The sequence below is a fragment of the Streptomyces sp. NPDC055239 genome, from assembly GCF_053606205.1.
The window spans coordinates 1-21,190 of the sequence record NZ_JBSGRD010000025.1 but is presented as its reverse complement, the minus strand read 5'-3'; the positions used below and the strand labels follow the sequence as shown (position 1 = coordinate 21,190).

Annotated in this window: 17 protein-coding genes and 4 pseudogenes; 7 read left to right on the top strand and 14 right to left on the bottom strand. The window is 65.8% G+C overall.

Translation table 11 applies throughout. The features are described from left to right. Positions 1-85: 85 nt before the first annotated feature. From ACWFRJ_RS43390 to ACWFRJ_RS43380, 3 pseudogenes are all read left to right on the top strand, one after another. A pseudogene (locus tag ACWFRJ_RS43390) lies at positions 86-375 on the top strand (transposase family protein); the annotation flags it as partial. Next, positions 376-666 (top strand): annotated as a pseudogene (locus tag ACWFRJ_RS43385) (ISAzo13-like element transposase-related protein); the annotation flags it as partial. Between the two features lie 89 nt (positions 667-755). Continuing rightward, a pseudogene (locus tag ACWFRJ_RS43380) lies at positions 756-1,632 on the top strand (ISKra4 family transposase); the annotation flags it as partial. 906 nt (positions 1,633-2,538) lie between these two features. On the opposite strand, the gene ACWFRJ_RS43375 reads toward ACWFRJ_RS43380, so the two are convergent. The 12 genes from ACWFRJ_RS43375 to ACWFRJ_RS43320 form a co-directional block, all read right to left on the bottom strand. Continuing rightward, on the bottom strand, positions 2,539-2,790 hold the full coding sequence (locus ACWFRJ_RS43375; protein WP_453544402.1) for a hypothetical protein: 252 nt from the start codon (positions 2,788-2,790) through the stop codon (positions 2,539-2,541). A gap of 167 nt (positions 2,791-2,957) precedes the next feature. Beyond that, positions 2,958-3,713 (bottom strand): SDR family NAD(P)-dependent oxidoreductase, encoded by a 756-nt coding sequence (locus ACWFRJ_RS43370; RefSeq protein ID WP_453544400.1) that lies wholly within the window; start codon positions 3,711-3,713, stop codon positions 2,958-2,960. 49 nt (positions 3,714-3,762) lie between these two features. After that, a complete protein-coding gene (locus ACWFRJ_RS43365; RefSeq protein ID WP_453544398.1) occupies positions 3,763-4,521 on the bottom strand; it encodes an SDR family NAD(P)-dependent oxidoreductase in 759 nt (252 codons plus the stop codon). An 88-nt stretch (positions 4,522-4,609) separates the two neighbouring features. Beyond that, on the bottom strand, positions 4,610-5,035 hold the full coding sequence (locus tag ACWFRJ_RS43360; protein WP_453544396.1) for a nuclear transport factor 2 family protein: 426 nt from the start codon (positions 5,033-5,035) through the stop codon (positions 4,610-4,612). Beyond that, positions 5,032-6,162, bottom strand: a complete 1,131-nt coding sequence (locus ACWFRJ_RS43355) for an SDR family oxidoreductase (protein WP_453544394.1) — start codon at positions 6,160-6,162, stop codon at positions 5,032-5,034. Before ACWFRJ_RS43355 ends, ACWFRJ_RS43360 begins: the two co-directional genes overlap by 4 nt. Then, the gene (locus ACWFRJ_RS43350) at positions 6,159-6,857 is read right to left on the bottom strand and encodes a 4'-phosphopantetheinyl transferase family protein (protein ID WP_453544392.1); all 699 of its coding nucleotides are present in this window, start codon (positions 6,855-6,857) and stop codon (positions 6,159-6,161) included. The genes ACWFRJ_RS43355 and ACWFRJ_RS43350 overlap by 4 nt, the downstream gene beginning before the upstream one ends. A 26-nt stretch (positions 6,858-6,883) precedes the next feature. Beyond that, on the bottom strand, positions 6,884-7,171 hold the full coding sequence (locus ACWFRJ_RS43345; protein ID WP_453544390.1) for an acyl carrier protein: 288 nt from the start codon (positions 7,169-7,171) through the stop codon (positions 6,884-6,886). A 14-nt stretch (positions 7,172-7,185) separates the two neighbouring features. Then, positions 7,186-8,877, bottom strand: coding sequence for an AMP-binding protein (locus ACWFRJ_RS43340; RefSeq protein WP_453544492.1), 1,692 nt, complete (start codon positions 8,875-8,877; stop codon positions 7,186-7,188). After that, positions 8,874-10,124 (bottom strand): cytochrome P450, encoded by a 1,251-nt coding sequence (locus ACWFRJ_RS43335; protein WP_453544388.1) that lies wholly within the window; start codon positions 10,122-10,124, stop codon positions 8,874-8,876. The genes ACWFRJ_RS43340 and ACWFRJ_RS43335 overlap by 4 nt, the downstream gene beginning before the upstream one ends. Continuing rightward, positions 10,121-11,335 carry a beta-ketoacyl-[acyl-carrier-protein] synthase family protein gene (locus ACWFRJ_RS43330; protein WP_453544386.1) on the bottom strand — a complete coding sequence of 405 codons (1,215 nt, stop codon included), beginning with the start codon at positions 11,333-11,335 and terminating at the stop codon, positions 10,121-10,123. Before ACWFRJ_RS43330 ends, ACWFRJ_RS43335 begins: the two co-directional genes overlap by 4 nt. After that, entirely contained in the window at positions 11,332-11,571 is a 240-nt protein-coding gene (locus tag ACWFRJ_RS43325; RefSeq protein WP_453544384.1) for an acyl carrier protein, read from the bottom strand. The genes ACWFRJ_RS43330 and ACWFRJ_RS43325 overlap by 4 nt, the downstream gene beginning before the upstream one ends. A 13-nt stretch (positions 11,572-11,584) precedes the next feature. After that, positions 11,585-12,613 (bottom strand): beta-ketoacyl-ACP synthase III, encoded by a 1,029-nt coding sequence (locus ACWFRJ_RS43320; protein ID WP_453544382.1) that lies wholly within the window; start codon positions 12,611-12,613, stop codon positions 11,585-11,587. Between the two features lie 843 nt (positions 12,614-13,456). Between ACWFRJ_RS43320 and ACWFRJ_RS43315 the strand changes: the two genes are divergently transcribed. Further along, on the top strand, positions 13,457-13,594 hold the full coding sequence (locus ACWFRJ_RS43315) for a hypothetical protein (protein ID WP_453544490.1): 138 nt from the start codon (positions 13,457-13,459) through the stop codon (positions 13,592-13,594). A gap of 164 nt (positions 13,595-13,758) precedes the next feature. On the opposite strand, the gene ACWFRJ_RS43310 is transcribed toward ACWFRJ_RS43315, so the two are convergent. Together ACWFRJ_RS43310 and ACWFRJ_RS43305 are read right to left on the bottom strand one after the other, a co-directional pair. Then, positions 13,759-14,109, bottom strand: coding sequence for a MerR family transcriptional regulator (locus ACWFRJ_RS43310; RefSeq protein WP_453544380.1), 351 nt, complete (start codon positions 14,107-14,109; stop codon positions 13,759-13,761). 1,024 nt (positions 14,110-15,133) lie between these two features. Continuing rightward, positions 15,134-15,235, bottom strand: a pseudogene (locus tag ACWFRJ_RS43305) (PAQR family membrane homeostasis protein TrhA); the annotation flags it as partial. Positions 15,236-15,455: 220 nt separating this feature from the next. Between ACWFRJ_RS43305 and ACWFRJ_RS43300 the strand changes: the two are divergent. The 3 genes from ACWFRJ_RS43300 (at position 15,456) to ACWFRJ_RS43290 (ending at position 18,802) form a co-directional block, all read left to right on the top strand. Further along, a complete protein-coding gene (locus tag ACWFRJ_RS43300; protein ID WP_453544378.1) occupies positions 15,456-16,637 on the top strand; it encodes a sensor histidine kinase in 1,182 nt (393 codons plus the stop codon). Beyond that, the gene (locus ACWFRJ_RS43295) at positions 16,624-17,295 is read left to right on the top strand and encodes a response regulator (RefSeq protein ID WP_453544488.1); all 672 of its coding nucleotides are present in this window, start codon (positions 16,624-16,626) and stop codon (positions 17,293-17,295) included. Before ACWFRJ_RS43300 ends, ACWFRJ_RS43295 begins: the two co-directional genes overlap by 14 nt. A gap of 220 nt (positions 17,296-17,515) precedes the next feature. After that, complete coding sequence (locus ACWFRJ_RS43290; RefSeq protein WP_453544376.1) at positions 17,516-18,802, top strand: serine hydrolase domain-containing protein; 1,287 nt, start codon at positions 17,516-17,518, stop codon at positions 18,800-18,802. Positions 18,803-21,190: the final 2,388 nt, after the last annotated feature.

Sequence of the window (21,190 nt, the reverse complement as noted above, 5' to 3'; positions counted from 1 at the left end):
GCGAGTTGGGTAGTCCTGCGCAACGCCGAAGCTCCTGGCAGACGGATTCTCGACCAAGATTACCCGCGTCCGCCAGGAGCTTCGCGTGCTTGTCTACCCGTCCTCGATTGATCTGTCCAACCGCACCCTGCGGTTCCGGACCAGGCGACTGGCTGCCAGGTGGCAGGAGATCGGGACAGGCTGGCGGCGCCTTCCCGCAGCACGCCAAGCCTGCTTGCTCTGGCCCACCTGCGACGCGGTGATACCTACGCCCAACTCGCAGCCGGGTTCGGCATCGGGATCGCGACCTTTTACCGCTACATACGTGAAGCCGTCGAGGCCCTGGCCGCCCTCGCCCCGTCCCCGGCCGAGGCTATGAGGACGATCCGGGCGAAGGTCGGCGACTACAAGAACGTCGGGCACCAGTGGCGGCCGACCTGTGAGCCGGTACTGGTCAAAACGCACGATTTCCTGGACCGGCAGGGACCAGGCAAAGCGATCCCGAACGGCATCTACGACATCGCCGCCACCACCGGCCGGGTCAGTGTCGGCGCCGATCACGACACTGCCGCGTTCGCTGTCGCCTCCATCCGCCGCTGGCGGCAGGCCCGAGGCCGGCACGGCTATCCGGCCGCCACCCGCCTTCTGATCACTGCGGGCGTGGGCGGCTCCAACGGCTACCGCACCTGATCCTGGAAGACCGGACTTGCTGCCCTGGCCGCCGAGACGGGCCTGGACATCACTCGGCGGTGGACGTCGACGACTTCTAACGGTGCAAGATCCCTCTCCCATCGACCGCCACCACCGCACTCGTCATACGGGTCGACGGCAAGGGCATCGTGATGCGGCCCGAGGCCCTGCGACCCGCGACACTCAAAGCTCACCTGAACGGCCAGCACGCTCTGCGGACCTGACTCGCCCCGGGCGAAAAGCCCCATCGCAAGCGGATGGCGACCCTGGCCTGCGTCTTCGATACTGACCCCGCACCTCGCCGGTCGCACGATGTGATCGCCCCGTCCGAAGGACGCAGTCTCACCACCCGGACACCCCGCTCCGGCCCGAGAGCACACCGCAAGTGGCTCACCGCCTCCCTCGTCCAGCCGCCCGAGGCGGTGATAGCCGCCGCATTCGACCAGGCCACCGCCCGCGACCATGACCACTTGCGCGACTGGGTCGTCCTGGTCGACGGCGCCCGTCATCAACTCGGCCTGATCCAGGCCGAAGCCGACCGGCGGAGCATTACGGTGCACGTCCTGCTCGACTTCGTGCACGTGAGTGAGTACGTCTGGGACGCAGCCCATTGCTTTCACAAGCCCGGCACTGCGGCGGCCGAAGCCTGGGGTGCCGGTCACCTCACCACGATCCTCCACGGCCAGGCTGACCGCGTCGCCGCCGAGATCAATACCCAGGCCGACCGGACCAGATTGCACGGCACCCGGCGCGAGGGAGCCGACGCCTGCGGCCGCTACCTCACCGGCCACCTCGGCCAACTCCGCTACGACATCGCCCTGGCGGCCGGCTGGCCGATCGCCACTGGTGCGATCGAAGGCGCCTGATCACATCGTGGGCGACCGCCTCGATATCACCGGCAGCCGCTCCTGGCTGCTGCGCCGGCGAGGTCCTGTGCGTCGGCGACGCCTTCGGCCTCATGGTCGTCGTCCGGCGCCTTCGGGCCTCAGAGGCACAGCATGGTGAACACTTGAGTATGAGTTGCCGACGTAGACGCATGAGACTCTGTGTGAACTGCGTGATCGGGGTGGGGGCTGTGCTGGTCGTCAGAGGACTTCGATGCACTTTGCCTCACACGTCACATCTCCTGCGGCGCAATGCTCCAAGCAGTCGATCGGGTCCGCCTTGGGTGCTGTCACTGATGTGGTGGCGGACGATTGCGGTGTCGCGGAGGCTGTCACTGGTACGGCCAGTGCCAGTGCCAGAGCCGCTCCGGCCGAGGCAACAGCGGTGGTGAGGCGGCGCATGGTGGTTCTCCTCATCGTGGTGTCATACAGGTGGCATTTCCATTGGCGCACTGGACGACGATGATCGCATTTCGGGCAGTCGCATCGTTTGCGGTGCACGGGCACCACAGTGATCATCAGCCTTCCCGTCAAAGCGATCATTACCGACGGCTTACTGGCTGTTCTCTATCCGCCCGCGTGCTCGTCCGGCCTTGAACAGGGCGCTGGATCGGTTGAGTCTGCAGGTGCGGATGCATGGAAGAAGAGCCTGGACTGCCCAACTGTTCTGCAACCATTTGCCTGGTGATGTGGGTTTAACCGCGGGCAAGGTATGCCGCACGTCATCCCGTGTGTTCTCACCGGCCGAGGGGCAGTCATTCGCTGCTGCAAGCCCGGCTGTTAGCCTCCTGGGGCTTGTGCTGATTGTTGGCTTTCGGGGGTTTGTGCGTGACGCTCATAATGGCGGCCGCAGCGATATACGGGGTTCTGCAATTGGCGTTGTTGGCCTCGCCGGTGCGGCCGGACGTCGTGTCTCGCTCTAGGTGTTCGTGGCGGCGGTGGAGGGTGCCCGTTGCGGATGCCGGTCACGGCCCCCTACTTGTGTCTACTTCGCGAGCGACCACCGGAGTGTCGGTTCGTCGTCGGTCGTGTACAGCGCCTGGTCGGGGTGTTGCTTGCCGGGTACGGAATACACGATCTTGCCGTGCGAGCAGTCACCTGCGGATATGGGTGCGTCCGTGACGTACTCGGGCTTGGGGAAGTCGTCGTATGTGGTGCCGCTGGGCCCGGAGGCCCCGCACGTGGCGCAGTCGTGGCGTTCTACCGCATTTGAGGCTTGATCGGGCGTCAGCTGCATGCGATCAGCGGCTCAGAAGTGCGTCGCAGAACGCCCGGGGTTTGACATAAGTCTCGCGAACGGCGCCTGCGGAAACGTGATCACTCCGGGCCCATTCCCAGAACTTTCGCATCTGGTCATTTATGAGAATGACGCTGCACCACACAGGCTGTCCAGGGCATCACGAGTCAGGCGGCTTGGATTCCTCCGTCGATGCTGACTGCCGCTCCTGTGATCATGGTGGTCGGTACGGAGAGGAGAACGGCGGCGTCCGCAATTTCGACGGGTTCGGCCCATCGGTGAAGCGGTACCCGGGAGAGGACAGCCTCCGTGGTGGCTTCGGAGGCGCGCAGGGGAGTGGTCATGGTGGTCCGTGTCCAGCCGGGGCAGAGGGCGTTGACGCGGATGCTGTCTGGCGCCCAGGCGATGGCGAGGGTCCGGGTGAGGGAGACGAGCGCGGATTTTGACGCCGCGTAGGGGGCGGAGTGTGGGAGTGCTTGGAACGCGGCAGCTGAGGCGATGTTGATGATCGAGCCGTAGTGGCGGGGCCGTAGGTGGGTTGCCGCTGCGGCGCATACATTGGCCGCTGCCTCGACGTTGATCCGGAAGGTCTCTCGCCATAGTGCCGGCGCAATGTGGTCAATGGCCACGGGGCGCCCCATGCCAGCGTTGTTGACAACAATCTCCAGGCCGCCCAGGCCCTCGATGGCGCGTGTGACTGCCAGTTCGGAGCTGCGGTCTGCAGTGAGGTCGACGGCGATGGGGATGCAGCGGCGCCCAAGGGCCCGGATCCGGTCAACGACGTCCGTCAGCTCCGGAGCGCGCCGATCCACGACAGCCACGTCTGCGCCATGGGCGGCGAGTGCCAGGGCGATGGCACGGCCAATGCCGCGGGCAGCCCCCGTCACCAATGCCCGGTGGTCGTTGAGTAGATCGCCGGTCATGGGACTCACGTGATCATCACTTCCGTTCGGTTGGCTCTTCTCCCTCGCGTCAGTGAGCCAGGCGGCCACCATCGATGACGAGCACTTGTCCGGTCATGTAGGAAGCGGCATCGCTTGCCAGAAACACTGCGGGTGGTCCCATCTCCTGCGGGTCTGCCCAGCGCGCGAGTGGTACCTCGGCCAGCACCGCCGACGAGGCCTTGCTGTTGGTCCACCAACTGCGGGTCATTTCGGTCTTGGTCCACCCCGGGCACAGGGCGTTCACGCGAACGTTCGCCGGGGCCCAGTGCACAGCCAGGGAGCGTGTGAGGGAGATGACTGCGGCTTTTGTTGCTGCGTAGTGGGGTGCGGGTGGAAAACCGATCAGGGCGGCGATGGAGGTGACGTTGACGATCGCGCCCTTCCCCGACTTTCGTAGATGGGGTCCGGCCGCAGCGCAGACTTCTGCCACCGCCTCCACATTGAGCCTCAGTGCCCGGCTCCAGTCTTCCGATCGGGGTTCCTCGCACCGTCCAAGGCCACCGAATGCAGCGTTGTTTACTACGATGTCCAAGCCGCCGAGTGCGTCGGCCGCCCCGGCAACGACTACGGCACCGGCCCCGGACTCTGCCAGGTCTGCGGGGAGCGCAACGGCCTGTACAGCTTGGCCCTCGATGGCAGCGGCGACTTCGTCGAGCATGTTCTTGGTGCGGGCGGTAATGGCGACTGAGGCCCCGGCCTCGGCGAGGGCGGTTGCAATGTGCTTGCCGATCCCGCGCGAGGCTCCTGTCACCAGCGCACGGCGTCCATCCAGAGGGCGGGAGTGCATGAGGTGTGTCCTCCGTAGCTGTTGGGCTTGGTTCCGGCTGTTCGCGGTGCTCGGTCGATGCAGGGAGGTGGATGGGCGGAGCACTGCCTCAAGCGGGCTTGGCACTGGGAGAAGAGGCGAGCAGGGCGATGACGTCGGCACTGCCCGGCCACGCTGCAACGTCGAGGTAAGTGCGGTCGTTGACAATGAGTCCGTCCTGGAAGGTAAGGAACGCACACCAGTGGGTGGACCACGGTTCTGTCGTGCGCCCGTCAGTACCGTGCAGCACGCATTCCACGGCAACGTCATCGTCCTTTGCTACGGCGTGCTCTATCCGTGCTCGTCGGTCTGGGGCCGCGTCGAGTACTAGCTGTTCCACGGCGTGTTGCGTGGCGGCATCGGTGATGGCCAAAAGCCCCGGGCATTCCACCTGCGTCTTCCGATACATTTCATCGATCATGCGATGCACGTCCGTGTTGTACAGCTCGATCCATCGCTGAGTGGCCTGAAGATTGCGTTCTTCGCGGGTTGTCACGGTGACCTCCGGGAAGCTGAGGGTGGGTGTGGGAGGAATGCGTGCGCGTAGTGGTCGAGCAGTTCCCGGATGACTGGTGAGGGCGCGTGAAATGCCATGGCCTCTTCCCCGACGAGTGCAGCCGTATTGGTTCGGTCGAAGGTCAACTGGCCTCTGGTATAGGGAAGATGGAAGTCCAGGATCTGGGCGAGTCGCCGATCGAGGTGGTGCTCAAGAACTGCGTCGGGGGCGAACCGGGGACGCGGGAGTCCGGCCCACTCGAAGATGCACGCGTAGGCCTCGCCCACGGTCGGTGAGGTTGCGTTGGTGAGATGGAACACCGTCCCGGTGGGCCCAGCCAGGCCGGCCTGTACACCGAATGCGGCGACGTGGTCGACCGGCACGAGGTTGCTGTCCACCAAGGGGTCGGACGGCAGTGTCGCACTGCGGCTGAGGAGTTCGGGGAATCGCGGCGCGTACTGCCGCCGGAAGCGCAGCACTTTGGCAGCAACGTCATAGAGGCCCGAATGCCCTGGTGTCCGCAGGGTGCTGCTGTGTCCCACTACGGCGCTCGGGCGCAAGATCCGCGAGGGGAGACTGGATGCGGCAATCAGGAGTTCTGCGTTGATCTTGGAACGTTCGTACAGGTTGCCAGTCGGCCGGTCACACTCCGGGAGCGCCTCGCCCTGTACTCCACGGTGTTGGCCGGCGACATAGGCGGTGCTGACGTAGTTCAGTTCGGCGTTGAGCCGCTGCGCGAGAGCCAGGGCATTCTGTGCCCCCATCACGTTCGCCTGGTGAATCTCCTTGGAGAAGGCATCTTCGTATCGGAGTGTTGCCGCGCAGTGCCAGACCCGCCCGATACGAGGCAGGTCGTCGGCGGAGATGCCGCATGTGGAACGTTCAACGTCACCAAGAACCACGTGGCATCGCTGCGTTGCACGGGACTCGGCGAGTGCGGCGCTCCGGCGGAAGGTATCTGCGGTCCTGGTCAGTGCGCTGTTGAGCCGGGATCGGGCACGGACGATGTCGGGGCCTCGTACGAGACACCAGATGTCGTCGTCGGTGCGGGTGAGGAGTTCGAGCAGGATGGCACTGCCGAGAAAACCGGTGGCACCCGTCATGAGGTGGGCCAGTCTTGGTGTCATCGCCATTCTCCTGTCCAGGTTGGCAGCGTGTTACCGATGGGTTCGGTGTTGGTCAGCTCTTCCATGAGGCATTGCCCTGTGGTGAGCAGCACTCGCGGTCTTGCCACGTGGGTGGAGGCCACGGAGACTTCCATGTCCCGATGCCGCGTCAGCGAGACGAGGAGTTCGCCAGGTGCTCCGGGTCCGCGGGGATGCACGGTGATCCGTCTTCCGACAAGGGCTCGCAGGGGGTAGCTCGTGGCTAGGGAGCGGCCGTTGTCGCACGCTTTGAAGGCGGCTTCCTTGCAGGCAATGATCGCTGTGGGGGGTGGGGCGGTTTCGATCTCATCGGCGGCGGTCGTGAGGCGTCGTGCCAGAGGGGCGTTGCGTGCATCGCGCCGTTCGATGTCAATTCCCAGCAGGGACGAGGCGGGGCCGACGGCTACGGCGACGGTGTCACCACAGTGGGAGATCGACAGTTGGCAGGGTCTGTCGGGCGCAGAGGTATGGAGGTCGGGCGCTCCGTTGCGTGCTGTGAGGATCTCGAGGTTGTCAGGCGGTGCTCCCAAGTAGCGCACCAAGGAGGCCTTCGCCGTGATGCGGCCGCAGGTAAACTCGTGGGTCCGCCAGTGGGGCCAGCCCTTCGTGATCTTCCGCTCGCGCGCGCTGAGTAGTGCGGGCGGCGTTGGTGTGTCGGCCCATTCGGCCAGTGTCACCAGGATTGCGTACCGTCCCCGCGTGGTCATCCTTGGCGGGTGGGCTCTTGCTTGCCGGACAGCGAAGCGAGAATCTGTGCCACGAGATCTGCGACAGATCGGGCGATGGGGGTTTCCTCGGCCATGAGGACGACGTCCCAGCGCTGCTCCATCGCGTTGGCGAGCCTCATTTGTTTGACGGAGTCAGCTCCTTCGATTTCGAGGATGACTGTTTCGTAGGTGATCGCGGAGGCTGAGGTACTGAATTCGTCGGCGAGTTGGTGCCGAACTGAGTCGAATACTTCGGTCCGTGAGGTTTCGTTGGTGCTGCTCATATGCGGGCCTTCTTTCACTCTGAGTCGTCGGATGCCAGGGCTGGTTGGGGGCCGGGATGCGCTGTGTTGGCCGCGGTGCGGGTTTGGGCGCGTCGGAGTTTGCCGCTGGGGGTGCGCGGGAGTCTGCCGCGGCCCACGAGCCTGACATGGACCGGTCCGGCGCCGATGCGTTCGCTGACCGTGTTATGGATCGTGCGGGACAGCTGGTCGGCGTCGGCCCCGCCCGGTGGGGCTGTGCTCTCCGCGACGACCAGGAGGGACTCGGTGCCGTTGGGGTCTGCCTGGGCGAGGGCCACACATTGCCCCCGGTGTACGCCGGGGAGAGGGCGCACGGCTGCCTCGATGTCCTGCGGAAACAGGTTCCGTCCGCGAAGGACGATCATGTCCCGACTGCGTCCGGCGACATAGAGCTGATCGTCGAGGCGGAACCCGAGGTCCCCGGTGCGCAGCCAGCCCCCCTCGAATCGGTCCCGCGAGAGCTCGGATGGTCCGAAATAGCCGGGGCTGATCGACGGGCCGCGCAGGCGGATCTCTCCCAGACGGCCCTCTGTCAGCGGCGTGCCGTGCTCATCGGTGACGCGAAGTGTCAGTCCCGCGACGGGTTTCCCGACCGATACCAGAGCCTTCGCCTGGTCGTGGTCGTGGGGCAGCTCATGGGCGTGGCCGGTGTTGGCCAGCCGGTCCCCGTCGATGTGGATGACGCGGGGGAGGCTCCCGGGCTCGGGGAATGTGGCGGCGAGCGTGGCCTCAGCCATACCGTAGACGGGGTACATCACCTCGGGGGGAACCTGGTGATCGGACACTGCTGCGGCGAAGCGGGCGAGTGTGTCGGCACGCACCGGTTCGGCACCGTTGAAGGCCGTCCGCAAGGCCGTGAGGTCCATACGGTTGGGTTGTTTCCGAAGGAGATCCTCAGTCAGCAAGTCGTAGCCAAAATTGGGGCCCGAGATGCGGGTGCCACGGTGGGCCGCCACGTACTGCAGGAAGCCCGTGGGGTTGCGGACGAAGTCCACTGGGCTGAAGAGGTGCACATCGCAACCGGCAAGGCCGAAAGCGAGCGGACCGAAGAAACCCATGTCGTGGAAGTGCGGTACCCACTGCACCAGGATGTCGTCACCGACGACCGCGCTGGAGCCAAGGATGGCGCGCAGTCCGGCCAGCACCACGCGGTGGGGCAGCATGACCCCCTTGGGTACGGCGGTGCTGCCCGAGGTGTACTGCACGGCAGCCAGATCATCGGGGCCCAGCTCTGGCAAGGGCGTCGCGCCATCGTCGACTTCGGAGAAAAGTAGACACCGCACCGATGGCCTGAGCTGCAGCAATTCATGGACGACCCAGTCGAATGCGGTGTCTGCGAGGACATGACGCATGCCCGCGGAGTCGATGATCGGGACCAATTCCGCAGCAACGAGGTGTGGTCCTCGAGACATCGGGCGTACCGGCAGTGTGCTGACGCAGGCTCCGGCCGCCATGATGCCGAAGGTGGCGATCCACATCTCGAGGCTGTTGCGCGCCACAAGCCCGACGCGGTCGCCTGGCTGTACCCCCGCGCGTACAAGACCTCGAGCCAAGCGCAGCGCCGCCGTGTGGAGTTCCCGTGCAGTCACGTCCTGCTGCCGTCCCGGGAATACCCAGCGTGCACCGGACCCAGCACACCGGGCCAGAGCCTCGGGGAGCGTCTCGTCTGCCGACAATGGGCCGGTCATCGTTGGCTCGCTGAGGATGCAGTAGGTGTGATGTGCACCGGAAGCCGGGTAAAGCCACGGATCACGGGACCTGCGGTGCGTTCGGGCGCGGCCGTGACGGTCACACGCCGGCATCGCCTGGCCAGGTGAACGAAGGCAAGCTCAGCAATCATTTCGGCCAGGGAGGCTCCTGGGCAGTGATGACTGCCCAAGCCGAAACTCAGCAGCTGGTGTGGACTGTTGCCATCGTCGAGGTATCGGCTCGGCTGGAACCGGTCAGGATCGTGGAAGATCCGTGGGTCGCGCCCGGCCGCGCCGAGGCAGACCATCAGGAGCGTGTGGCTGGGCAGTCGGACCGTGCCCAACGTGACGGGCTGCGTCGTCCAGCGGCCGATGTACTGGGCAGGCGGGTGGTAGCGCAGCACTTCACGGCCGAAGGCTGTGCCTGCCTGGGAGTGGCGACGCAGCCATGGGAGAAGACTGGGCTGTTCGGCGATCACCTCAAGCCCGCTTCCCAGCATGGAGGCAGCCGTCTCCGTCCCCGCACCAGCGACGAATACAAGGGTATCGAGTAGCGCGTCCTCGTCACCGGTCCACGAGCGGGACAAGACCGCGGTCAAGGACTCGTCGCCCTTGCGCCGTTGGGCGGCCAAGGCACGCAGGTAGTCCTTGAATTCCAGTGCATCGGCATCCGCAGTCTCCAGGCCGTACCCGGGCGGGTTGAACTCGTTGGCCTGCCCGATGGACTCGATCCAACGCCTCAGCAACACGACATCACCCTGCGGAGCACCCAGTACGTCACACACGATTGCTGCGGGAAGCCGGAGCAGGGTGTCGGCCGCGTCTGCCTCGCCGTCGGCCTGGGCCCGCTCTACCAGCAGGTCCACGTAGTGATTGACGTGCCGCTCCACCACGGCGCGCATCGCCGCGACGTATTTCGGTGCGAAATACCGGGTCAGTAGCCTGCGGGCGGGCTGGTTGGCTGGTGCGTTCTGATGCATCAGAGCGTTGTAGAGCGAGGCCACCGAAGGGTGGGCACGCCAGGACGGCCAGGCGTGATCTCCCCACTCGGCGTCACATACCCGAAAGTTCCGGGGCTGCAGGACGATCTGCTCGCATTCGGGATATCCGGTGACGATGGCCCGACGAGGGCCCACGGTAAGCACCGGTGAGGCATCGCGCAGTGCCGTGTAATTCGGGTACGGATTGTCCTTTCCGCCCTGAGACCACAGTGCATGGAAGGCGCTGGCGACGTTGGTGCCGGTCATGGTGCAGTCACCACCACGACGGCGTTGTGCCCACCGAAGCCGAATGAGTTACTCATGGCCACTCGGACTGGCAGCCGACGAGGTGCGCCCCGCGCGATGTCCAAGTCAATCTGGGTGTCCTGACGGTCAAGATTCGCGGTGGGAGGAACGATGCCGTGTTTGATGGCCAGGACGCAGTAGGCGGCCTCCACGGCACCTGCGGCGCTCAGCAGATGCCCGGTGACACCCTTGGTGGAGGTCACACAAGCCCGCCCACCCAGTGTTCGACGAAGCACCCGCGCTTCGGCCAGGTCGTTGTAAGGGGTGGAGGTGCCATGGGCGTTGACGTGGTCCACGTCTGCCGCGCTCACGTCGGCATCTGCCAACGCGGTGCGGATGGCCCGTTCCACGGCAGCCCCGGATGGCTCAGGAGCCGTGGGGTGATGGGCGTCATCCGTGGCAGCGAAACCGGACAGGACCGCATGCACATGGGCGCCGCGGGCCCGAGCATGCGCACCCTGTTCCAGGACGACAACGCCGGCACCCTCACCCATGACAAAGCCATCGCGATCAGCGTCGAAGGGACGTGATGCCGCCGCGGGATCGTCGCGCCGTTTCGACAATGCACCCATGCGGGCAAACCCGCTGACAAACAGCGGCGTCACGCCTGCCTCAGAACCGCCGGTCAACACAACGTCGCACATATCAGCGGCCAGCAGCATCCTGCCGATGCCCAGCGCCATCGCGCCGGAAGCACAGGCAGCCGACGTGACCAGGTTCGGGCCGCCCGCCTTGAACTGCATGGCGATCTCGCCCGCAACCATGTTCACCAAGGCCGCCGGCAAGAACATCGGTGACAGGGACTGGTGATTCAGCAGCCTGTGATGCTGGGCTTCGACCGTCGCACAACCGCCGACGGTGCCGCCGATCACCACTCCCACCCGGGCGCCGTCCCACGAGGAGGGATCGAGCCCAGCGTCAGCAAGCGCCTCAGCAGCAGCAACAACCGCGATCTGCGTGCACCGGTCCATGCGCCATGCCTTGCGCGAGCCGATGACCGGCTCTGCGTTGAAGCCGGAAATCGTGCAGGCGAAGTCGACGTCCAGCCCATCTAGCTCTGCGTTGTGGGCCGCTGTCGGCTTCCCCGCACACACGCGCCGCCAGTTCTCGGCAACCCCAATTCCCGCCGGAGTAACCAGCCCAATTCCCGTCACCACCACGTCACGGCTCACGACCGCACCGCTTTGTCCGCCAAGGCCTCGACAGCCTGAGCCACGGTGAAGTGAGCTGCGACATCCTCTTCCGCGACGCACAGCCCCAATTCGTCCTCGACCACCGTCAAGAACTCGACTAGTGCGAGCGAGTCAAGTTCAAGATCCTCGAATGTGACATCAGGGCCGATCAGTTCGGCAGGCACGCGAAGCCGCGTGACGAGCAGTTCCTTCAGCAGCGTGAAGTCCACGGACATGGCAACACTCCGATCAGTTGGTGCAGGCCGTAAGGCCCGGCCAGGTCAACACGGTTGAGCCCCAGGACAGCCCAGCCCCGAATGAGGTCAGCAAGATGCGGTCCCCCGCAGCCAGTCGGCCCTCCACTGCGGTGTGAGCGAGCAACAAGGGAAGCGAAGCAGCCTGCGTGTTGCCGATGTGCTCGAGGTTGGACCGGCACCGCCCAGGGGCAATTCCCAGACGAGCGACCACCGCGTCCTGGATACGGCCGTTCGCCTGGTGGCACATCAGATGGTCCACGTCGTCGACCGACCATCCAGCCCTGTCGAGCACGCGGCCAGCGGACTCCGTAACCCGGGCGACTGCCTGCCGGTAGACCTGTGGCCCCTTCATCCGTAGGTAGGGCAAGGACGCTCCCGAAGTCGCCGACGGCATGACGAGCAGGTCGGCGCGGGCCCCGTCGCTGCCCAGGTCGAACGGGCCCACTGCCCCCAGATCACCTGGCCGCCCGGCGCTCAACACCACGGCCCCGGCTCCATCACCGAACAACACCGCGGTGGACCGATCGTCAGGATCGACACAAGGTGAGAGCACTTCAGCACTCACGAGTAGCACTCGCTTGAGTACCCCCGAATTGATCAAACCGGCCGAGACCGCCATCCCATACACGAATCCGCTCGATGCCGCCGCGAGACCGAAGGCAGCCACCGTGCCCATCCCCAGACGATCGGCCACTTCCGGGGCTGCACCCGGACAGGTCTGCCCCGGTGTCGTAGTCGCCAGCACCACCGCGTCGACATGCCCGACGCCAGCCGACTTCAACGCCAGCGAGCCGGCTTCCACAGCCAGATCAGCCAACGTCACGCCTGGTTCGACAACGCGCCCGCTGCGAATCCCAGTTCGGCTCAGAATCCACTCACAGGAAACCCCGAAGCGCTCGGCCAGCTCGCCGTTGTGAATGACACGCGTCGGCAACCATGCACCGCACCCGGATACGACAGCAGACCGCCCTCCATAATGATCAGAGTTGCTCCGGGCAATTGTCTGGGGTCCTGCACTCACAGTAAGCTCCGCACCCTCAGTGAGGTGTCGGGTGAATCCCCGAGCGTTGGGGCTGGGCAACTTAGGCCCAGTAATCGGGACATGAGGCACAGTCGTACGCATCGCAGACGCCTCGTACTTTCTTAGATCTCGCTTGCATATCCGAATTTCACGGACGAAGTTCCATGATCCCCACAGGCTCAGTTCTTCGTGGCAGGCCGTCCTAAGGTGTGCTGATGTAGCAGTCATCCCCGCCTGGAACGGCGTATGCCTGCATCCATCTAGTTCGCCACCACTACCGGGAGAAGGGAACCGGTCAGAGCCCTCCGAGGCGTGAACGCGTTGAACGCATACGCAATTGTGAACGGAACCACTGGTGCAACTGCCCCTGCACCCGCTCTAGTTGATCTGGCCAGGCCTTAACGGTCTTGGTCGGGGGCGTGCGAAGCGACGCACCCAACTGCACTGTGTATGCCTTCCCTGTCAAGTCTTTGTGTTCAGGTTGAGGATCTTGAACCCAGCTTGGCGAGGGGGCAACGAAGTGGTCGCTCGAAGGGATGAAGCTGCACCTTTCCTTAAACGTCTGGGGCAGGTCATTTAAGGAAAGGCAGTGCAGCTCCTGTGGGCTGCGAAGGCACTCTGCTTCCCTGTGCGGGGAATCCGGCCCTTTCAGCCCCTGCCGATGTCAGGTGCTGGGCGGTGGGAAGGGGATGACATTGTCTGCGGTCGCATCCGGGACCCGCGTGGGGCGAGCGGCCAAACCGGTGCCCTGGGTGAGGACGGCCTGCGCGAGCGTCAGCCGGGTCACCAGCCCGCGAAGGTGTTTGAGCTCGTCGTTCTGGTTGGTGATGGTCGAACACGGGGATCGCCAAGCGGCTGGCCATCGCCAAGCACGCCGCCGACACCCACATAGAACACATCCTGGCCAAGCTGGGCCTCACCGCCCGCTCCGAGATCGCCGCCCTGATGCGCGACGAGCCGGGGGCGCAGCAAGCTCCGTAGGCGCGGCTCAGAGCTTCGCAAGCTGTTTGAGGCCCACAATGCAAAACGCCCTGTCAGCTTGTCCTACTCGGTGACGGCCAAGGCCGGCGTGGCGTCACCAACACCTCGGGATAATTTGTAACTGCTGCAGTAGGCAAAGGGGAGCCGCGACGAAGTCGAGGCTCTCATCCGTCCCAACTGGCGGCCGTGGTGTTCTGCGGCGTGGAGGTGCGGCCGCGATATTGAGCGTTGATGCGCTGGGCTTCCTCGAGCTGGTCTTCGAGAACGACGATGCGGCAGGCGGCCTCGATGGGGGTGCCCTGGTCGACGAGTTCCCTGGCGCGGGCGGCGATGCGCAGCTGGTAGCGGGAGTAGCGGCGGTGGCCGCCCTCGGAGCGCAGCGGGGTGATCAGGCGGGCCTCGCCGATGGCGCGCAGGAAGCCCTGGGTAGTGCCGAGCATCTCGGCGGCCCGGCCCATCGTGTAGGCGGGGTAGTCGTCGTCATCGAGACGGTTGAACGAGTCGTCTGCTGTCATCTGCACCTCTCTGGAGTCTGGAGCACGCGTTGAGGGGCCCGGGTGCCGTACTGGCACCCGGGCCCCGAAGGAACTGCTACACCATCTGCCGGCCCTGATACTGCACCGGCCTTCTGTTTCCGCCGACCCGACCTGGAAGTTGTCGGGATTGCGGGGATCGCGGTTGCTTGACCGGAGACCACCTCACTATCGATGTCCTGCGGTACCCGGGCTCAAGACATCCGCCCGGGCGATCCTGATGGCGCTCGGCTCCTCCGTTCTTTCCCTCTTGACCAACTACTTCTCGAACAGAAACTGCGCACTGCTAGTACTACTGGTGATGCGAACTGCTGGTGACCTGAGTAAGCGTCACTCTCCGGCAGCCAGCCCCGTCGCCACTCCCGCATCCGCTCTGGCTTAGAACCCCACTGCCGAACTTCCCGGTGCGCGCGCCCGCAGCCGACGCCTTCACCAGGGTGCTGCTCACTTGATTTCACTGCTGGGTACTGCGAACTGCTCATGGCGGCCCCTGATCACTGCGGGCCACCCGGTCCGGTCGTCAGTCCCGTCGCCGTCCTGCAACCGCTCTGGCTCCGAAACTCCACCACCGCACCGTCTTGCAAATACGGGTACTTCTGCCCGGCAGTTCGTCTCTGCCGGGCCTTGCTCGATCTCGGCTACGAGAGAAACCATAACCACACCACCACCCAATGTCTACTCTGACCAACAGAGATTTTCGCGTGTTCGGCGGTGAGGCATTCAACCTCGTGCAGCGGGGGTCGGACGGTGCAACCCCTGTCCGACGCATCTCGAAGCGGCCCACACCGACGTCGCCGTCCTTCAGACGTCTCGGGGTGTCTCCGGGCCGGATGGAGCGCATTCTCTATGGACCCGGCGCACCATGAGGGCTCCTCATAGGCGTCCTTGTCAGGCAGCGCCGCCCCGCGACGGGCGAGGATGACCACCCCACCGACGACTCGAGGGCTGCTGCGCTAGTTGGCTCCGGCCGCCCCCTGGCCCCCGTCGCAGGTACAGGCCGAGCCGGTCAGTAGGCGGCCAGGGAGATGGCGGTGTAGTGCGCGCAGAAGGCTGCCACGGTCAGCGCGTGGAAGACCTCGTGGAAGCCGAACCAGCGGGGTGAGGGGTCTTAGCGAGTGCGGAGGAACACTGTCCGCGCTTTCGCCGGTCCGCCCTCTCGCACCCAAGAGGGGCATGATCGCGGGTCGGCACCAGCCGGGTCCTCGGTCGCGCCACACGACTCCGCCGGTGACACGGAGGACTGGGATGGTGCCGTGTCGCGGTGCGAGTGGCTCTTTGGAGTGACGAAGGTCGGCGTGCGAGGTCCTAGTGTCGGAGGGATGAGAGTGATGGACGGCAGGTGGCCCCGGTGGGGCGCTGAAGCCGGGTTGGTCGTGCTGACGTTTCTGCCGCCGCTGCTGTCGCAGCCGTACGTGGACACCTCCGGGGCGGCATGGGTGTCGCTCACGGTGTACGAGGCGGTGGGAGTGGTGGTCCTGCTGCTGAGGCGGCGGTTGCCGGTCACTGCCTTCGTCGTGGGTTTCGGGGCCCTGCTGGCGGCGCTGGTGGGCAGTGCGGGTGCGGGGGCCAAGCTGTCGCCGCTGGTCTTCCTGCCGCTGGCGGTGCTGCTCTACAACCTGGGCAACCACGGCACGAGCTGGCGACGGACCGTGTCGGCGGTCCTCGGCGTCACCGTGCTGAGCGTGGCCGGTCTGTGGCTGAACCGGATGACGACCGACTCCGGCGACTTCCAGGGCGGTCTGGACGTCCTCGCCGCACTGGCCCCGATGCCGCTGGCGTGGGCAATGGGGTTCGCCGCGCGGACCCGGCAGGAACTGCTGGCCGCGGCCGAGCGGCGGGCGGCCGACGCACGCCGGGCGCAGGTCCTGGAGGCGGCGCAGGCCACACAGCGCGAGCGGACACGGATCGCCGGTGAGATGCACGATGTGGTCGCGCACTCGCTGACTCTGCTCGTCGTGCACGCGGAGGCCCTGCGGGCCCGTGGCGGCGAGTTGCCCGGCTGGGCCCGTGCCCAGGTCGACGGTCTTGCGACGGCGGGCCGGCAGAGCAGCGGCGAGCTGCGTGACCTGCTGCGGATGCTGCGCGATCCCGCGGACGCGATCCCGCTCCAGCCGGTGCCGGACCTCGGCGAGCTGGACGCGTTGCTGGACAGTCACCGTGCCGCGGGAGGGACGGTCGAGCTGACGACGGGCGGCGCGCTGGAGTCCGTGCCGGGGCCGGTGCAGCTGGCGGCGTACCGCGTCGTGCAGGAGGCACTGGTCAACGCACGTCGGCACGCGCCCGGGGCACCGGTCCGGGTGAGTGTCGACGGCGTCGCGGGAGAGTTGCGGTGCGAGGTCGTGAACGGCCGCGCGGCGCGGCGCGCAACGGCCGGCGCGGGTGTCGGACTCGGTCTGGTCAGCATGGAGGAACGGGTGGGTGCGCTGGGCGGCGAACTCACCGCGCGCCCGACCGGTGACGGCGGCTTCCGCGTCGTGGCCACGATGCCGTGGGAGCCTGCCGGTGTCTGAGCAGATCAGTGTGCTCGTCGTGGACGACGAGCCGATCATCCGCGCCGGGCTGAGCGCGATCCTGGACAGCCAGGAGGACATCACCGTGGCGGGCACCGCGAACGACGGTGAGGAAGCCGTCGAGGCGTGCGCGCGGCTGCGGCCCAACGTGCTGCTGATGGACATCCGCATGCCGCGCCGCGACGGACTGTGGGCGCTGGCCGAGCTGGGCCGCCGGGGACTGACCGGGCCAGGACGCAGCCGGGTGCTGATGCTGACCACGTTCGACCTGGACGCATACGTCGACGACTCGCTGGCCGCCGGGGCGTCCGGTTTCCTGCTGAAGCACAGTTCGTACGAGGAACTGACCGGGGCCGTGCGTGCCGCGGTGGCCGGGCACAGCGCGCTGAGCCCCGCGGTGACCCAGCGCATCATCGAGGGCCATCTCAGCGGCCGGCGCCGCCCCAGCGATCAGGAGCTGGCCCGGCTGAGGGACCTCACCGAGCGGGAGATCGACGTACTGCGTCTGATCCGGGACGGGCTGAGCAACGCCGAGATCGCCGAACGGCTCGTGGTGAGCCTGCACACGGTCAAGACGCACGTCAGCCGTGTGCTGACGAAGACCGGCTGCCAGAGCAGGGCGCAGGCGGCGGTGCTGGCCAGGAACACCCTGTCCTGACCCGCCCCTTCCTGGTGGGCGGGCGGGGCGCCGGGCCTCGCGAGGTCATTCCTTGGAGTGACCTCGTGCCTGCGGGAAGCCCGCCATCGAGCGATGTGCCGGGAGCGCGCCGCTGACTGAATGGCTGTTGTGCGCGGGACCCGCCGGAAGGCCGCTCGACGGATGGATGCCAGGTCCCTCGACGCACAGAGCAACTGTCATGCGCCGAAGGGAACCTGTCATGTCCATACACACGCCGTGCCGCCGCCACCGGATCCGCCGGGGGGTGCTGACCGTGGCGTTGGCGACCTGCATGGGCGCGGCGCTCGTGAGCTGTTCGGATGCGGAGCCGGACGGGGCCGGGCGGAGCGCGGTGAGCCCGGCGGCCGACACCCGGCTGGCCGGCCTCGCGCAGAAGGCGGCCGACACCGGCTCCTTGGGCGTCATCGTCCGGGTCGACTCCGGCGACGGGAAGCCCGTCGAGATCGCGAAGCAGGCCGCCTGGACGAAGGAAGATCACCGCATCGCCGTCGGCGACCAGTTCCGGGTCGGCTCCAACACCAAGACGGTCACCGCGACCCTCGTCCTGCAACAGGTCGCCGAGAAGAAGATCAGCCTCGACGACACGGTGGAGAAGTGGCTGCCCGGTCTGGTCGAGGGCGGCGGGGACATCACCGTACGGATGCTGCTCAACCACACCAGCGGGCTCGGCGACTTCCTGCTGACGCCGGAGTTCCTGCCCTCGCTCACCGGTCAGGAGCAGCGCACCTGGACGCCGGAGCAACTCCTCGCCGTCACACCTCAGCAGCAGTCCGCGCCCGGTGAGACGTACTCCTACAGCAACGCGGGCTACGAGGCACTCGGACTCATTCTGGAGAAGGCCACCGGGAGCGACCTGGCCGAGCTGATCCAGAAGAAGATCACCGGGCCGCTCGGCATGAAGGACTCGTTCTTGGCGACGAACGCCGACTGGGACACCGACGAGACCACCGGGAAGCAGCACGTGACCGGCTACGAGCCGGATGCCGAGCGCCTGAAGGCCATCCTCGCCGGGACCGTGGACCTGCCCGAGGGCGTCGGGTTCGCCGGTCCCGAACGCCCCGAGGACAACGCCGACACCTCCGCCATCGACCCGAGCTGGTCCTGGGCGGCCGGCGGCATGGTCTCGACCGCACAGGACTGGCAGCGTTTCCTGACCGCGCTGATCTCCGGCGAGCTGCTGCCCGAGGCGCAGCTGAAGCAGATGCGCACCACGGTCGACGCTCCCGAGGAGGGCGGAGGCTACGGACTGGGCCTGATGCGGGTCGACACCTCCTGCGGCACCGTCTGGGGGCACACCGGCGGCCTGCCCGGCTACTCCAGCGAGATCTACACCGACGCGAGCGGTCGGCGCAGCGTCGCCGTCCTGACGAGCACGAACTTCGGCATCAAGGAGAAGAAGGCTGCCACCGCGAACAAGACGCTCGTCGAAGCGGCCACCTGCCAGATGCTCGGCGAGCCGCAGCCCTCGGGCAGCCCCGCCGAATGACGCAGGCGGAGGCAGGACGCCCCTCCCTCCTCCCGCCTCCGGTCCGTTCGTCGAGGACGTCGCGCAGGACAAAATAGATGTACCGGTCATTGCCAAGCATCTGTCGGCCTGGTTCCCCGTCTCCTGATGTTCGACGTCGTGAGGTACGGGACGGAATCAGGCTCCGTGAGCAGTGTCGGCTCCTGGCAGTCCGCCGGGCGGACTGATCCCGTTCTTGCGGAACCTGTTCGTTCAGCGGTTTGATTCGTCAGTTTTCGCGAGACATCGGGTCCGCTCCGCCCTGAATTGGCGTCCCGAGAGAGCTTTCCCCTTTGGGCGGCAGGTAAAGGCCACATCGGCTGTGGAGGTCTCTTTCCAACCGACATCCGCCCCTGCCTTCCCAGCGGTCACGGAATGCGCTATCCGTACCTCTCGCGCGTTCCCGTGCGCGCTGAGCCGGTCCTTCCGCCTCCAACGGATTGCGTCTGCGGTGACCTACCGTCCGCGTCCACAGCTCGGAGGAGCAGGAATTCCGGCGCCACGCCGTCGTCCCGTAGAAAGCGAAAAGATCCGTAGTGCTCTTGATGACGGTAGCCAGTCTGCTCACGGACCGGACCCTGCTCCTACACGGAGACGAGGAGCTGACCGCCTTCGCAGTCAGGTCCGAAAGGGCATCGGGCCATGACACCGCCCGATTGTCGCTGGTTGAAACCGCTGCTCCGCATCGCGCTCGCCTCGTAGCCCTCGAAAGATTCACTGCAGCGACAGTGGCTCACCCTGCCCACGCACCTGCCCTGAGGACGAGTGACCATCATCTGGGTGGCCCGCCTCGCCGAACGTGTTCGATCCCGCAGCCGTGTCACACACATGCTCTCAGCGCACCGTCGGGGCAGCCCGTTTTGGGCTGCTCTGCGATCCGGACCAGATGCAGGGGTTGACGGATACGCCGCCACGGACAGGACAGCAGGGATCGCGGAGGCATCCACCCGGCTCCTCCTCGAACTTCTCGGCTGGAAGGGTAAGAGCCATTACGGCAGTGAGCTCAGAGTGAGGCAGGGGCGGTCACTGCGGCTTGCTGACCTTGCCCTGACCACGAAGGCACGCGGCTACCTGTGCGACCCCGGCGGGATGGAGTACCTCTAAAGCGAGCCGTCCACCAGCTGCGGCGTAGCCATGATTGCCTCCCTCTCGCCCTCGCATGGTGTCTGGGAGGGAGCGCAAGAGGCCAGTGCACTTCGCACTCTGACGGTGTACGGGCCCGGCCCCGTGACCAAAGAACTGTCAGGCCTCGCAAAGCATCACCGCAGCCTGTAACCGATGTGCGGGCCTGAAGACGCAACTCACTGCCGAAACGGGGAGATGAGGCCGTGGCGACTACCGCCGTAACTGGACAGAGTCGGACTCCCCGGTTGCCGAGACGGCCCTTGTTGCCGGTGGTCGACTTGTCGTCCCGTCCAAGGACTACCGCGAAGCCAGGTGAAACCGGACCGTGCCGAGATCTTCGACCGACTTGTGGCGAGTGCTAACGAAGTGCGCGTCATGCAAGGCGCCGCCGAAGGTCCAGAGCTATCCCTCTTCTGCCTCAAGTGCCCGGCTCAGAAGCACGGTCAGTCCGGGAAGCTGTCGTCTTCATCTGATGCTGCGCGCAACATAGGCCACGATCGCCGGTTAGCCAAACCGGCGATCGTCGCGACCATTGAGGAGTTCACATTCGGCTGCGCTTGGTGGCGGAGTCGTGGCGGACGCAGGAACTGTATGGGTTGGTCCGTGCCGCGTGGTTGGAGGGTGAGAGAGCTTTGCTTCGCCTGTCTGATAGTCGCTGGCGCGGAGGGCTATAAGGCGACGTATCGGGAGTCACTGTGGAGCGATTCATGAGTGTAAGAGAGACGGCGGAATGCATAAATATGTCCACCTCTTGGGTTTACAAGAGTGGGCGAAGGTCGGGTCTGGTGCCCTATCGATTTGGCCTTGGCAGCAATGCGAAGCTGCAATTCAAAGAGTGTGAGGTGAAGGAGTGGATGCGGCAGCGTAGGGGGTGATGTGACGGTCCGTTGGGCAGGGTGATCGCGACGATACTTAGGTCTGGGTAGTCGATTAAGGAGTATTGGCACTTTGGCGGCAAGAACCCTCGCTCGCGGGATGGGGTCTTTCTTTAAGGACTGCGAGCATGCGCAAGAGCGGTGGTCTAAATGTAGCCATCTTTACAAAATTAGATATCGGGCAGGCGGTGGGCGGCAAACCCAAGAGTCAGGGTATGCGACCCAAGAGAACGCGATTGCGCGTTTGTTGGATGTCTATAACGCGAAGAGGGCTGCGCCGGGCCGTGCGAGTAGGGCGGTGCGTATTGCGAAGTATGGGGCGATGTCGTTTCGGGAGTATGCGAGGGAGTGGCGGGAGAGTCAGCGTCAT